The organism is Sphingomonas degradans, from assembly GCF_053502645.1.
Map to the genome: position 1 here is coordinate 414,663 of NZ_CP177172.1, position 13,877 is coordinate 428,539.

Annotated in this window: 15 protein-coding genes; 10 read left to right on the forward strand and 5 right to left on the reverse strand. The window is 66.8% G+C overall.

Translation table 11 applies throughout. From position 1 onward, the window contains the following. Positions 1-164: 164 nt before the first annotated feature. The 6 genes from ACG3SL_RS01910 (at position 165) to ACG3SL_RS01935 (ending at position 5,615) form a co-directional block, all read left to right on the forward strand. Positions 165-1,128 (forward strand): IS630 family transposase gene (locus tag ACG3SL_RS01910; RefSeq protein ID WP_448663449.1). Its coding sequence is split into 2 segments (ribosomal slippage): positions 165-515 and positions 517-1,128, totalling 963 coding nucleotides; the frame shifts between segments, so codons are not numbered across the junction. A gap of 139 nt (positions 1,129-1,267) precedes the next feature. Further along, entirely contained in the window at positions 1,268-1,804 is a 537-nt protein-coding gene (locus ACG3SL_RS01915) for an AidA/PixA family protein (protein ID WP_448663451.1), read from the forward strand. 143 nt (positions 1,805-1,947) lie between these two features. Beyond that, positions 1,948-2,895, forward strand: a complete 948-nt coding sequence (trhO, locus tag ACG3SL_RS01920; RefSeq protein ID WP_448663452.1) for an oxygen-dependent tRNA uridine(34) hydroxylase TrhO — start codon at positions 1,948-1,950, stop codon at positions 2,893-2,895. Positions 2,896-3,066: 171 nt separating this feature from the next. After that, the gene (locus tag ACG3SL_RS01925; RefSeq protein WP_448663453.1) at positions 3,067-4,140 is read left to right on the forward strand and encodes a hypothetical protein; all 1,074 of its coding nucleotides are present in this window, start codon (positions 3,067-3,069) and stop codon (positions 4,138-4,140) included. Positions 4,141-4,221: 81 nt separating this feature from the next. Further along, positions 4,222-4,752: a superoxide dismutase family protein gene (locus ACG3SL_RS01930; RefSeq protein ID WP_448665222.1), complete on the forward strand. Its 531-nt coding sequence runs from the start codon at positions 4,222-4,224 to the stop codon at positions 4,750-4,752. A gap of 173 nt (positions 4,753-4,925) precedes the next feature. Continuing rightward, entirely contained in the window at positions 4,926-5,615 is a 690-nt protein-coding gene (locus tag ACG3SL_RS01935; protein WP_448663454.1) for an endonuclease domain-containing protein, read from the forward strand. Positions 5,616-5,993: 378 nt separating this feature from the next. On the opposite strand, the gene ACG3SL_RS01940 is transcribed toward ACG3SL_RS01935, so the two are convergent. The 3 genes from ACG3SL_RS01940 to thpR all read right to left on the reverse strand — a co-directional run bounded on the left by ACG3SL_RS01940 (position 5,994) and on the right by thpR (position 8,757). Further along, a complete protein-coding gene (locus tag ACG3SL_RS01940) occupies positions 5,994-7,550 on the reverse strand; it encodes a spinster family MFS transporter (protein WP_448663455.1) in 1,557 nt (518 codons plus the stop codon). Positions 7,551-7,714: 164 nt separating this feature from the next. Continuing rightward, positions 7,715-8,068 carry a VOC family protein gene (locus ACG3SL_RS01945; protein ID WP_448663456.1) on the reverse strand — a complete coding sequence of 118 codons (354 nt, stop codon included), beginning with the start codon at positions 8,066-8,068 and terminating at the stop codon, positions 7,715-7,717. Positions 8,069-8,223: 155 nt separating this feature from the next. Then, entirely contained in the window at positions 8,224-8,757 is a 534-nt protein-coding gene (gene thpR / locus ACG3SL_RS01950) for an RNA 2',3'-cyclic phosphodiesterase (RefSeq protein WP_448663457.1), read from the reverse strand. Positions 8,758-8,878: 121 nt separating this feature from the next. Here thpR and ACG3SL_RS01955 point away from each other — a divergent pair, with 121 nt between their 5' ends. From ACG3SL_RS01955 to ACG3SL_RS01965, 3 genes are all read left to right on the forward strand, one after another. After that, a complete protein-coding gene (locus tag ACG3SL_RS01955; protein ID WP_448663458.1) occupies positions 8,879-9,646 on the forward strand; it encodes a Bax inhibitor-1/YccA family protein in 768 nt (255 codons plus the stop codon). 139 nt (positions 9,647-9,785) lie between these two features. Then, positions 9,786-10,130 carry a hypothetical protein gene (locus ACG3SL_RS01960; protein ID WP_448663459.1) on the forward strand — a complete coding sequence of 115 codons (345 nt, stop codon included), beginning with the start codon at positions 9,786-9,788 and terminating at the stop codon, positions 10,128-10,130. Between the two features lie 41 nt (positions 10,131-10,171). Then, on the forward strand, positions 10,172-11,128 hold the full coding sequence (locus tag ACG3SL_RS01965) for a cation diffusion facilitator family transporter (RefSeq protein WP_448663460.1): 957 nt from the start codon (positions 10,172-10,174) through the stop codon (positions 11,126-11,128). A 176-nt stretch (positions 11,129-11,304) separates the two neighbouring features. Here ACG3SL_RS01965 and ACG3SL_RS01970 read toward each other — a convergent pair whose 3' ends face one another. After that, a complete protein-coding gene (locus ACG3SL_RS01970) occupies positions 11,305-12,171 on the reverse strand; it encodes a LysR substrate-binding domain-containing protein (protein WP_448663461.1) in 867 nt (288 codons plus the stop codon). A 358-nt stretch (positions 12,172-12,529) separates the two neighbouring features. Between ACG3SL_RS01970 and blaOXA the strand changes: the two genes are divergently transcribed. After that, a complete protein-coding gene (gene blaOXA / locus ACG3SL_RS01975) occupies positions 12,530-13,354 on the forward strand; it encodes a class D beta-lactamase (RefSeq protein WP_448665223.1) in 825 nt (274 codons plus the stop codon). A gap of 142 nt (positions 13,355-13,496) precedes the next feature. Here blaOXA and ACG3SL_RS01980 read toward each other — a convergent pair whose 3' ends face one another. Next, a complete protein-coding gene (locus tag ACG3SL_RS01980) occupies positions 13,497-13,841 on the reverse strand; it encodes an endonuclease domain-containing protein (protein WP_448663462.1) in 345 nt (114 codons plus the stop codon). Positions 13,842-13,877 lie beyond the last annotated feature (36 nt).

The window sequence follows — 13,877 nt, forward strand, 5'->3', positions numbered from 1 at the left end:
ATCGCGTCCGTAATCGAGGGTTCGGTAACCGTAAATCTTTAGATCCTGTCGGCGCAGTATGCGGCGAAGTATTGCTAGAGCGGGTTCACGACGGGTGGAATCACGGGGGATTCCCTTTTCGCTGATCGTGTGATTCATAGGCAGCCGTCACGAAGGAGGCGGCGATGGGTTGGCGACCTGGGCAGAGTTACTCGCAGGATTTGCGTGATCGGGTGCTGGCGGCGGTGGACAGCGGGATGCCGGTCCGCGCGGCAGCAGTAATCTTCAAGGTCAGTATTGCCTATATCTACAAGGCGCGGATTCGACGGCGGCTGACCGGTGATGCCGGGATCAACCCGAACCGCGGCCGTCCTCCGCGCAAACTCTCCCCGGCACAGGAACTGGTGCTGGCGGCGCACATCCGCTCGCGGCCTGGGATCACGCTGGCGCAGGCGCAGGCGTGGCTGCTGGCCGAACATGGGATCGGGCTCAGCACCGGCGCGATGTGGAACGCGGTTCGGCGGCTCGGCCTGTCGTTTAAAAAAAGCCCTGCACGCAGCCGAGCAGGAGCGGCCGGACGTGGCGGCACGTCGCAAGCTGTGGCGGGCAGCCCAGCCGTTCATCGACCCTGAAAGCCTCGTCTTCCTCGACGAGACAGGGGTGAACACCAAGATGGCGCGGCTCTATGGCTGGGCGCCGGTCGGCGAGCGCTGCCGCGATCACGTGCCGTTCGGACACTGGAAGACGATGACGTTCATCGCCGGCCTGCGCCTGACCGGCATGACCGCGCCCTGGGTGCTCGATGGGCCGATGGATGGCGATGCCTTCCGGGTCTATGTCCGCGACGTCCTGGCCCCCACGCTCCGGCGCGGCGATGTCGTGGTGCTCGACAATCTGCCCGCCCACAAGGTGGCCGGCATCCGCGAGGCGATCACCGCCCGGCGCGCCCAGCTCTTCTACCTGCCTCCCTACAGCCCCGACATGAACCCGATCGAGATGGCCTTCGCCAAGCTCAAGGCACTCCTGCGCCAGCAGCCAGCCCGAACCGTCGATGCTCTTGTCGAGCGCATCGGCGAACTCCTTGATCGCTTCCCGCCCTGCGAATGTGCCAACTTCTTCCAGGCCGCTGGATATCAACGGTCAATGTGAAATTGCTCTAACGGAATGTTGGCGGAAATATAATAACCTCCAATGATGACCTTACACTTTAGCGGTGGCGTTGACCGGCAATAAATACCCCGACAAATAAAATGCCGAGCCGATCCAGGGGCTCGTGAGGGGAAATGACATGGCTACGATCAATATCGATGTCGTCATCGACGCGCAGACAATTTTCAATGACAATAATCCCGGAACATTTGCAACGCCGACGCCAATTCCGCACGAATATATCTACATGGTGACACAGCCGCAGTATGTGGCAAGTACCACCCCGACAACGCAGGCGACGGCAGACCTGAGCATCGTCGCCAATGTCGGCGACAATATCCGCTGGACGTTCAGTACGTTGTCGCAAGAAACGATGATGTACGCGTTGCCGTATCAGATCACGACGTTCGGCGGCACCAATGTGATGACCACGCCGATCCCGCTCCAGCTTCAGCCGTCTATGCCGATCATGACCGTGCCTATTCCGAATACCGGCCCGGCGTATACCGACGCCGTACAATATTACTATACCATGCAGGCGACGATCGCGAGCAATGAGGGTACTTCGCCCGAGCAGTACATGATCTATTTCATGCTGGTAACGACCACGAACAACCTGCCCGCGACGGTGGGCTATTATTCCTGGGACCCGACGATCAACGTCACTGCGCCCTGAACCGCGCGACCGGGACGATGGCGCCGCGCGACGGGGCAGCCCCGGCGCGCGGCATCGGTCCTGCGCGGCGATTTGGCGCGGCGGCCCGGTTTGCGCTAAGGGCGGCCGCGCGCCGGGTGGTCCGGCGACCCCTGGGAAATTCCGTGTCCGAGCCTGCCCCTTTTCGCGTTGCCGCCCTGTATCGCTTTGCCCGTTTCGACGATCCCGCCGCGCTCCAGGGGCCGCTGGAGGCGTGCTGCCGGGCGAACGGGGTGAAGGGCACGCTGCTGCTCGCGCGCGAGGGGATCAACGGGACGATCGCGGGGAGCGATGCGGGGATCGAGGCAGTGCTCGACCATGTCCGCACGCTGCCCGACTGCGCCGGGATCGAGGTCAAGACCTCGCGCGCGGCGACCATGCCGTTCCACCGGATGAAAGTGCGACTCAAGCGCGAGATCGTGACGATGGGCGAGCCGGACATCGATCCGCTGGCCGATGTCGGCCATTATGTCGCGCCGCAGGACTGGAACGCGCTGATCGCCGAGCCCGACACGATCCTGATCGACACGCGCAACGATTACGAAGTCGCGATCGGCACCTTCGACGGCGCGATCGACCCGAAGACGCGGAGCTTTCGCGAATTCCCCGCCTGGTTCCGGGCGCAGCGCGACGCGCTGATCGCGCAGGGCAAGGCGCCCAAGGTCGCGATGTTCTGTACCGGCGGCATCCGCTGCGAAAAGGCGACGGCGTTCGTCAAGGCCGAGGGGCTGGACGACGTCTATCACCTGAAGGGCGGCATCCTGGCCTATCTGGAGCAGGTGCCCGAGGCGGAGAGCACTTGGCATGGCGAGTGCTTCGTGTTCGACGAGCGGGTGTCGGTGCTCCACGGGCTGGCGACGGGCAGCCACGCGCTGTGCCGCGCATGCCGGATGCCGGTGAGCCCCGAACAGCGCGCGATGCCCGAATATGTCGAGGGGGTCAGCTGCCCCGCCTGCCACGACGCGCGCACCGACGAACAGCGCACCCGCTATGCCGAGCGGCATCGGCAGGCGACTTTGGCGGCGAAGCGCGGGCAGGCGCATATTGGGGCGCGGGTCGGCGAGGGGGAGTGAGGCGCGTCGCCTAGTGGCACGAGGTCCCGGCTTTCGCCGGGATGACGGCTATATTTTGAGGGGTGCCCGCCGCGCCGCGCCATAGCCTGACGCTATTGCCGGCAGCCGCGAGAGGATTGGCGGGCCGCGTGCGGCTGTGCCAGCGTGGCGACGCTATCGGGAGGACGGGCGTTGCGCGGGATTTTGGCCGGAGTGCTGGGGGCGATGGGGCTGGTGGTCGCGGGGACGGCGGCCGCGCAACAGGCGGCGCCCCCTCCGCCGCCGATGATCGCCGCAGCCCCCGTGCCGCTGCCCTGCCGCCCGGTCGGCGATGCGCCGTTCCTGACGATCGCGCCCGAAAGCGCGGCGCGGCTGGGCGAGATCGGCGTGGACCGCGCGGCGATCTTTGCGCTGATGCACGAAACCTCGATCCCCGAGACGATGGGATGCTGGGCGATGCCGGTGGGCAATTTCGACAGCCAGCTCGTCTCGGTCGGCATGTCGCAGTGGAACTATGGCACCGGCAGCCTCCAGCCGGTGCTGGCGGCGTGGAAGGACAGTTTCGGATCGCGGCGGCGGTTCAAACGCGGGCTGAAGGCGCTGGCGCCGGTCTATGGCAAGCTGTTGTTTTCCAAGGACTGCATGAAGGTGCCGGTGGGCGACAAATGCCGTGCGGGCATCCTTGCGGCGCATGGGGCCGACGGCAAGCTCAACCCCGTCATCCTCGCCGAGCTGACCGCGATTTTCGAAAGCGACGCGATGCTCCAGGTGCAGACCAACGCCTATGTCGCGCTGCTGGAGGCGGTGCGGCTGGATTTGCTCCGCGTGTTTCCCGGCCAGCCGATCACGATGCGCAAGGTGCGCTGGGCGGTGGATACCAAGGTGCAGCAGGGATTTTTCCCCTCGGACGAGGACCTGGCGCGGCTGCGCACCAAGCTGGCGGCGATGCCGGCGGGCGAGCGGTGGAGCAGGCTGCGCGCGATATTCGGCTGGTATGGCGCGCTGGCCGCGACGATCGACCAGGACGGGGTGCAGCGCGACGCGGCGTGGAATGTCGAGAAATGGGGCTGCATGATCGATTTCGGCATGATCGAGCCCGAGCAATACGAGATGCTGCACCTCACCTTCCTGCGCAGCCGCACGGCGGTGGGCAATAGCGGGCGGTGGCAGGCGCTGACGTTCGAGCGGCGGGCCAAGATCGTCCTGGGCGTCGGCAGCGTGAGCGGGGTGCGCGGCGGCGCCTGTCCGGCCACGCCCGCGCCCTGACGCACGCCCCCCTTGGAACCGCGCGCCGCACGGTCCATTGAGGGGGGATCAGGGACTCGAGGAGCTGGATCGATGGTGAACATGCGGATTGTGGCGGCGTCAGCCGTGGCGGCGGCGGTGCTGGTGGGCGGTTGCACCTCGCCCGAGAAGAATGCGCGCTATATGGCCGGGCATTACCGCGCCCAGGCCGATCTGCGCACGCCGAGCGGCGAGGATGTCGGCAAGGCCGTGGCCGAGGAAGTCGACGGCGCGATCCGCGTGATCGTGGAGACGCACGGCCTGCCCAAGGGCGCGCACGGCACGCATGTCCACACCGTCGGCAAGTGCGAGGGGCCCGACTTCGCCAGCGCGGGCGGGCACTGGAACCCCACCCAGCACCAGCATGGCAAGGAAAACCCGATGGGCCCGCACGCGGGCGACATGCCGAACCTGCAGGTCGGCGAGGACGGGCGCGACCGCACGATCTTCACCCTGCCGGGCGGGACGTATCAGGGGCTGCTGGATGCGGACGGCGCGGCGCTGGTCGTTCATGCCGGGCCGGATGACTATAAGACCGACCCTTCGGGCAATTCGGGCGGGCGGATTGCGTGTGGGGTGTTCCACGCGATGTGATGGGGGGGGGGCGCGCGCTGGTGGCGTGGCCCCTTTGCCGGGCGTGTGGGGGAGGGGATAGCGGGAGTTGGTGGCCAGGCGCCATTGCGCGGGTGCGCGGATGGCGCTTTCTTTAATCCTCCCCCGGAGGGGGAGGGGAACCAGCCGCAGGCTGGTGGAGGGGTAGTCTCCGCATGCTCCACGGCCCGAAGAAAACGCAGGATTTTGCCCGTCATCTGCGCCGGCAGTTGACCTTGCCCGAAGTTCTCCTTTGGCAGGCGCTTCGAACCGGCCCTGCAGGCTTGCGGTTTCGCCGTCAGCATCCCGCAGGCATCTATGTCCTGGATTTCTTCTGTCCGGCGGCCAAACTTGCCGTCGAGGTCGATGGGGAGGCGCACGCGCGCGGTGATCGGCCAGAGCGAGACGCGATGCGCGACAGCTGGCTTCGCGCGCAAGGCGTTCGGGTACTTCGCATTCCAGCACAGGTGGTCTTGTCCGACCTGGAAGTCGCGATCCGTTACATCATCGTTGTCGCCCGTGGAGATTACCCCTCCACCGGCTTCGCCGGTCCCCAGCGCAGGTCGATCGTGCCCCCGGCACGATCTTGGATTGCCGGGGGCAATCCAACCCGGCGCTCCCTCCGGGGGAGGAATGAGCACGGCTCGCAAAATCCGCTCCTGGGGAGGCGGCAGCCTGTGCGGAATTTCGTATTCTGGTGGAAAGCGGACAGTCGGCTTTCAGACATCGCGGCGGGCTTAGTTGGCGGTGATGCGTTCGACGCGGGCGTAGAAGTCAAAGGACACCTTACGCCCCATGCAGGTGAGCGCGCGTTGGCCCGCCTGATCGTTTGCGAAAAGCATTTCGTTGCCGTGGTCAGTGTCTAAGCCGCGCCACTGAAAACGTCGCTGACCGCATTTCAATGCTGCCTCCGTCAAGGCGCGCACAGGATCAACGGCTTCCGGTCGGCCTTTCTGATCGACCCAGCGCCACGTTCCCCGAAAAAGCCGTCCGGCGTAATGATCATGTTCACGCGGGTTTGGCACGCTCGGAAGACTTATCACCAGCACAGAGGTCTTTTGCGTCTGCGTCTTCGCCTCTGGTTGAACGGTTTGGAGAAACAGCAGGCTCAACACGGAAGCGAGGCTTGTCATGTAACCACCATGTCACCCCTATGGCGGGTCGGCAATTTGGAAGCGCAATGCTTGCCGCGAATGGCCGAGTTTGGGGCGTGACCTGACCTTCCCATTCTGCCCAGTGCCCCCCTACACCGGCTCCCCCGCCGCGCGGGCGCGGGCGGTGCGGCTGGCTTCTGCTGCGGGGACCAGCCGTAGCGCGGCGATCGCGGCGGCCAGTGCCAGCGGGAGGCTGAGCAGCAGCGAGAGGATGCCGGTCGACAGGCTGCCGGTCAGGTCGGCGACGCGGCCCGCCAGATACGGCCCCATCGCCAGCCCGATCAGCGTGGTGCCGATGAAGAACGCCGCCGTCGCGGTGCCGCGCATCCGGGGCAGGACCAGGTCCTGCGTCGCCGCCGCCGCCGATCCCAGCGCGCAGCTCGCCAATATCTGGGTGAGCGGGAGCATTGCGTAGAACAGTGTCTTGTCGCTGGTGGTGAAGGCGACGATCATCGGCAGCACGGGCGCGACCGATCCGAACAGCACCACCATGATCCGGCCCGAGGGATAGCGCCGCCGCAGCCGGTCCGCCGCCAGCCCGCCCAGCGTCACGCCGAGGAACCCGGCGAGGATCGCGGGTCCGCCGATCCACAGCCCCGCCTCCGCGCTCGACACGCCAAAGGTCAGCGCGGCATAGCTGGGGGCGAGCCCGGCGACGGCATAGGCGAGGAAGGTGTTGAGCCCATAGGCCAGCACCACGCACAGGAACGCCGGCGTGCCGAGGATCAGGCGGAAGGCGGGGGCATCGCGGCGGCGCAGCGCGCTTGCCCAGGAGAATACGGCATAGACTCCGATCCCGACCGCCGCCCATTGCGGCAGCGGCTCGCCCAGATGGACCAGCCCCGCGACGGTGGCGACGACCAGCCCCAGCACGAGCAGGTTGGTGGCGAGTGCGCGCGCGCCGGTCTGTGCCGCGCCGATCAGCGTCAGCGGGGGCAGGATCGTCACGAGATCGGCGGCAAAGGCGCGGAACGGGGCGGGGTGTGGGGGCGTGCGCAGCCCTTCGGAGCGGCCGCGCCACGGTTCGCGCAGCGTGGCGACCCACAAGGCGAGCAGCAGTCCCGGCAGGCCCACTGCCATGAATGCCGCCTGCCACCCGACCAGCCCGCCGGGGCCGCCGCCGGGATAGGCCGCGTCCCAATGCTCGGCGATCGACCCGCCGATGAACAGCGAGAAGCCGCCGCCGAAATAGATGCCCGCCGAATAGAGCGCGAGCGCAGTGGCACGCTGGTGTTTGGGGAACCAGTCCGAGATCAGCGAATAGGCCGCCGGGCTGGCGGTCGCCTCGCCCACGCCCACGCCGATGCGGGCGCCGGCGAGCTGGATGCCGCTGCGCGCGAGGCCCGACACGGCGGTCATGGTGGACCAGAGCGCAAGGCCCAGCGTCATCAGCCGCACCCGGTGCCAATTGTCCGCCAGCCGCCCGAGCGGAATCCCGAACAGCGCGTAGAAGACGCCGAACGCCGTGCCATAGAGAAAGCCGATATCGGCATGGCTGAGCCCCAGGTCGCGGCGGATATGCGGGGCGAGGATCGTCAGGATCTGGCGGTCGATGAAGTTGAGCGCATAGACCAGGAACAGCACGAACAGCACGTACCAGGAATACGGCCCGGCCTTCACCCCGGCGGGCGCTGCGGCGTCAGACATGATCCTCTCCCTTTGTGTGCGCGTGTGGCGCACGGGTTGGGGTGAGGCTAGCAGAGCATACCCGGTTTACGAAAGGGGGAATTGGGGAGAGAGAAGAAGAAGAAGGCCCTCACCCCGGCCCTCTCCCGCTTGCGGGAGAGGGTTGGGGTGAGGGCCCTTCTGCCTCAGCCCGCGAGCGCTCGGCCGATGCGGACCAGCAGCCCGCTGGGGTCGCTGAGCGCGAATTCATAGGTGCCCCAGTGCTTGGCCTCGGGCTTGCCGGGCGCGAGGATCAGGTCGGCGACGCGGGCGGCGACCGCATCGACATCCTCGACATACAGGTACAGGCCGAACGGATTTCCCTCGATATGCGGCGGCCAGCCGGGGGCGTGGGTGAGGTGGAGGTGCCAGCCCCGCCCGTCCGCCAGGATGCGGTAATGGCCGTAATCGCTGGCCACGGCGAACCCCAGGCGGCGATAGAATGCCGCGCTGGCGTCGAGGTCGTTGCAGGGGATGATGGCGACGGCGTGGTGCTGCATGGGCGCGGTTCCTGTTGGTGGAAGAAGAAGACGGCCCTCACCCCGGCCCTCTCCCGCTTGCGGGAGAGGGGGAAGAAGAAAGCGGGGGAGGGGGGGGTCTTTCTGCTCCCTCTCCCGCTTGCGGGAGAGGGTTGGGGTGAGGGCCCTTCTGCCTTCTACCCCAGCGGATAGCGTTCGATCGCGGTATAATCCGCCCCGCCGTGCCCGAGCGTGCTTTCGAACAGATGGAAATGGCCGATCGTGAACGGTGCGCTGGTCAGGCCGGCGTGGGTTTCCAGGAAACGGTCGGTCGCGCCGCTGGCGGCGTTCAGCCGGGCGAGGGTGATGTGGGGGAGGTAGGCGCGGCCTTCGGGGGCAAGGCCGGTGCGGACCAGCGCCTGGTCGATCTTGCGGTGGAGCGCGGCGAGCGGGGCGTGAGGGCGGACGCCGGCCCAGACCGCATTGGGGCGGCCCCGGCTGTCGAACTGGCCCACGCCGTCCAGCGCGAGCGTGACCGGCGGCGCGGTGACCTGCGCGAGCGCGAGGGAAATATCCTCTGCCATGCGCCCGTCCACCTCGCCGATGAAGCGCAGCGTCAAATGGAGCTGCTCCGCGCTCTGCCACCGTGCGCCGGCGATTCCGCCCATCGTCGCAAGGAGTTGCGCGGAAATCGCTGCGGGCAGCCGTAATCCAGCAAAAAGACGATACATTATGTTCCCGGTTTAACCACGGATTGCGCGCGAAAGGGAGCGGTTTCGCTTGAAAACGCCGTCCCCGAGGGCGATATTCCACGATGAGCCGGTGAAGAGTGCCGGACAAATGGAGTTTGAAATGGCTAATTGGTCGGATCCCCGGGCGAACGCCGCGACCTACGGCGCTTCGGCGGCGCGTTCGGAGGCGTATGATGCGGGGCTCAGGTCCTACATGCTTTCGGTGTACAACTACATGCTGTCGGGCGTGCTGCTGACGGGCATCGTCGCGCTGGCGTTCGGCAAGGTGGAGGCGCTGCAGCAGCTGCTGTTCACCGTGCAGTTCAGCGCACGCGGCGCATCGCTCGCGCCGACGCTGCTCGGCTGGATCGTCATGATCTCGCCGCTGGCGATCGTGTTCGGGATGAGCTTCGGCCAGAACCGCATGTCGCAAAGCACGCTCAAGGCGCTGTTCTTCGCCTATGCCGGGCTGCTCGGCGCGTCGATCTCGACGATCTTCGTGACCTATACCGACATGTCGATCGCGCAGGTGTTCTTCGGCACGGCGGCCGGCTTCGCGGCGCTGAGCGTGTGGGGCTATACGACGAAGAAGGACCTTTCGGCGTTCGGCACGTTCCTGATCATCGGCCTGGTCGGCCTTATCGTCGCATCGCTGGTGAACCTGTTCCTCCAGTCGAGCGTGATGAGCCTGGTCATCAGCGTGATCGGCGTGCTGATCTTCGCGGGCCTGACCGCGTACGACACGCAGAAGATCAAGAGCATGTACGCCTATGTCGCGGGCACCCGCGAACAGGGCAAGGTCGCGATCATGGGGGCGCTGAACCTCTATCTCGACTTCATCAACATGTTCCTGTTCCTGCTGCGTCTGTTCGGCAGCCAGCGCAACTAAACCCCCGCAATCGCGGGAAAACAGCGGCCCGGCGGAGAAATCCGCCGGGCCGTTGGCGTTTTGGGCGGTTGGTGTCGGCGCAGTGGAACGCGAACGCCGCCATGGTTGTTACAACAGGGCAACGCTCAGGAGAGTGACCATGACCGCCAACCCGATCGAAACCGCGATGGACAAGATGTCGATCGCCCCCGGCCCCGAAGACGCCGCGCCCGCACCCGAACGCCGCGTCGTCAATTCCAGCGATGCCGGCACCGACCGCTCGATCGTCGAGCGGCTGGAGCGCAACCCCGAAAGCAAGGAGGCCCGGCTGGACCGCGCGCTGGATGAATCGATGGACGCGTCGGACCCGCCCGCCTCGACTCAGCCGATCCACAACCACCAGCCGCCCGAAAGCTCCGGCTACAACGCCGCCGCCGAAAAGAAGCGTGCCGACGGCGAACAGGGCGTGATAGGCAAGGTGCTGTCGAAAATCGGGCTGCGCTGAACCACATGGGCGCCGCCCCCTTTCAGGGACTGAGCGCCTAAGTGTCCAAAGCCCCGAGCGCCGGCGAAGGCTGGCGCGCCAATATCGTGATCTATGCCGCGCTGGCGGCGAATCTCGGCATCGCCGTCGCGAAATTCATCGCGGCGGCGATTACCGGTTCGTCGTCTATGCTGACCGAAGGCGTGCACAGCCTGGTCGATACCGGCAATCAGGGCCTGTTGCTGTACGGCCAGCACCGCGCCAAGCGGCCGCCCGATGCCGAACACCCCTTTGGCTATGGCCGCGAACTGTATTTCTGGGCGTTTGTCGTCGCGATCCTGATCTTCGGGCTGGGATCGGGGGTGTCGATCTATGAAGGCTGGAAGCACATCGCCGCGCCCGAGCCGCTGCACAGCCCGGTGGTCAATTACATCGTGCTTGCGGTCGCCTTTGCGCTGGAGGGCACGTCGTGGACCATCGCGCTCAAGGAATTCAATGCCGGGCGCGGCAGCATGGGCTGGTGGGAAGCGGTCCATGAATCCAAGGACCCGGCGGGGTTCATCGTGCTGTTCGAGGATTCGGCGGCGCTGGCCGGGCTGGTGGTGGCCGGCATCGGCGTGTGGGCGAGCCATTACTGGGGCGATTCGCGGATCGACGGGATGGCATCGATTGTGATCGGGGTGATCCTGGCGGCCGTCGCGATGCTGCTCGCGCGCGAGGCCAAGGGGCTGTTGATCGGCGAGCGCGCCGACCCCGCGCTGATCCGCGCGATCCGCAACACGCTGGAGGCAGAGCCGCTGATCACGGCGGTCAACCATGTCCGCACCATCCACACCTCGCCCGACCATGTCTTCGCCGCGATCAGCGTCGATTTCGAGGATACGCTGCGGATGGGCGATGCCGAGACGCTGATCGAGAAGCTGGAGCGCGTGTTGAAGGCGCAATCGCCGCAGCTCGCTTCGATCTATATCCGCCCCGAAAAGCGCGAGAACGCGATCGACGCCGTCGTGATGGGGTAGGCGCTCACGGCGGATGGAGATCCCGGCCCAGGCGATCAAAAACTACCCCGTCAGCCTGACCTTGTTTCAGGGGCCAACCCTCCACGGGCAATGCTACAGCCTGTTGCGCGTTGGATGCTGAAATAAATTCAGCATGACGGAGGGGGGGAGCGGTGTTTCCTGTTCCCAATCCGCGCTCAGCCTGCCTCCGCGACCAGCCAGTCGCGGAACGCCGTCATCGCCGGGCCGGGGGCGCGCGATTTTAGCCAGGTGAGCCAATAGCGGCCGGTCGCGACCTGTTCGGGGAAGGGGCGGACCAGCGCGCCGCTGTCCAGATGGCGGGCCAGCATCAGCGGCGGGGCGAGCGCCACGCCGGCGCCGTGCAGCGCCGCCTCCGCCATTACCACCGAACTGTCGAACACCGGGCCGCGCAGCGTCGGCGGGGCGAGCCCGGCGGCGGCGAACCAGCGCGGCCATTCGTCGGCGCGGTACGAGCGGAGCAGCGGTACGGCGAGCAAATCGCGCGGATGGCCGAGATCGCGGGCGAGCGCGGGCGTGCACAGTGGCGTCAGCGGGCTCTGCATCAGCGGCACGGCATCGGTCCCGTGCCACGCGCCGTCGCCGAAGCGGATCGCGTAATCCAGCCCCTCGCCGGCCAGATCGACGCGGTTGTTGTTGGTGAACAGCCGCAGGTCGATGCGCGGGTGCGCGCTGCGGAATGCGGGAAGGCGCGGCAGCAGCCACCCCGACGCGAAGGTGCCGACCGCGGCGACCGACAGGAGTTGCGCGGCGGTGCCCTCGGCAATCCCCTCGACCAGTTCGGCGATGCGATCGAAGCTGTCGGTGAGCGCGGGGAGCAGCGCGTGGCCCTCGTCGGTCAGCGCCAGTCCTCGGGGCAAGCGACGGAACAGCTGGACTTCCAGCCGCGCCTCCAGCCCCTTGATCTGGTGGCTGACCGCCGCCTGGCTGACGCACAGTTCGATCGCGGCGCGGGTGAAGCTGAGGTGGCGGGCGCTCGCCTCGAACGCACGCAGGGCATTGAGGGGGAGGTGGGGGCGGACCATGGGGTATCCTTATCTCTGGGGTTCATTGGCATGAACCCAAGCGCCGTCCGCTCCTTTGGGGGGCAGGGGACGCATATCAAAAGACGTCGTCATCCTGACGAAAGTCAGGATCCATTCGGTGCTCCGCCTGGGCTTCTTGTTCGGAGCGAACTGGAAAATGGATCCCAGCCTTCGCTGGGATGACGGGATACAGGCGTGGCAAATCCCTGAGCGACCATGCCACTATCCATAAGATTTCCTAAGGGCTGATGCCAGCTTTGATCTTTTGTGCGTGAGGCCTCGTCGCGCCTAGGCATGTGCCCATGGCAACTAAGGAGGCGATGCGATGACGATGGATCGACGGAAATTTGCGGGCACGATGCTGCTGGGCGCGGGGGCGGTCGCGGCGGGGCTGTCGGGTACGGGGGCGGCGATCGCGGAGACGCTGGGCCGGGTCGCGGCGATCCGCTCGATCCGCGCGACGCTGGTGGTGGAACTGGGGAGCGGCAAGGTGCTGCACCGCTCGGGCGCCTGCGCGGCGCAGTTTGCGCCGTGTTCGAGCTTCAAGGTGCCGCTGGCGCTGATGGGGTTCGACGCGGGGATATTGAAGGGGCCGCACGATCCGCGCTGGCCCTATGACCCGGCGGTGCACAAGGCGACGCGCGCGATCGACAAGCAGCCGACCGATCCGACCAGCTGGGAGGCCAATTCGGTGCTGTGGTATTCGCAGCAGCTCACGCGCAAATTGGGGGCTGCACGGTTCAAAGCCTATATCGACCGCTTCGGCTACGGCAATCGCGACGTGCGCGGCAATCCCGGCAAGAATGACGGGCTGACCGAGGCGTGGCTGATGAGCAGCCTGAAGATTTCGCCCGACGAGCAGGTCGCGTTCCTGCGGCGGATGCTGGCGCACAAGCTGGTGTCGGCGGCGGCGCATGCGCAGGCGGAGGCGATCATTCCGACGTTCGAGGGGGCGGGCGGCTGGCGCGTGCGGGGCAAGACCGGGAGCGGATGGTTGCAGGATACGGCGGGGGCCATCGATCGCAGCAGTCCGCTGGGCTGGTTCGTCGGATGGGCCGACAAGGGCGCGCGCCGGCTGGTGTTCGCGCGCCTTGGCGGCGGCGCGGCGGTGCCGGCAGATACCGCAGGCGGCCCTGCGATGCGCCAGGCGATGCTGGCGGAGATCGGGCGGCTGGCGGGGTAGGCGTGGGGTGGGGGGTAGAAGAAGAAGAAGGCCCTCACCCCGGCCCTCTCCCGCAAGCGGGAGAGGGGGAAGAAGGGGGAGTGGGGCGCGTTCTTCTTGCCCTCTCCCGCTTGCGGGAGAGGGTTGGGTGAGGGCCCTTCTTCTACCTTTCCTCCAGCGCCGCCGCGATCGTCGTCGCCACGCCTTCCAGGTTTTCCAGCACATCGGTGTTCCAGAAACGGATCACGCGATAGCCTTTCGCCTCCAGAAACGCCGTCCGCGCCGCGTCCACATCCTCGGTGTGCTGGCTGCCGTCGACTTCGACGATGAGCTGGTGCTCGATGCAGAGGAAGTCGACGACATAGGGCTCGATCGATGCCTGGCGCCGGAACTTCGCGCCGGCGAGCCCCCGGTTGCGCAGGATCGCCCAGAGCGCGCGTTCGGCGTCGGTGGCGGTGCGGCGCAGGGTTGCCGCGTGGGGGCTGGTCCTGCGGCGGATGGCGGGCATGGGGGTCCTTGTTCCGGGAGAAGAAGTAGAAGAAGG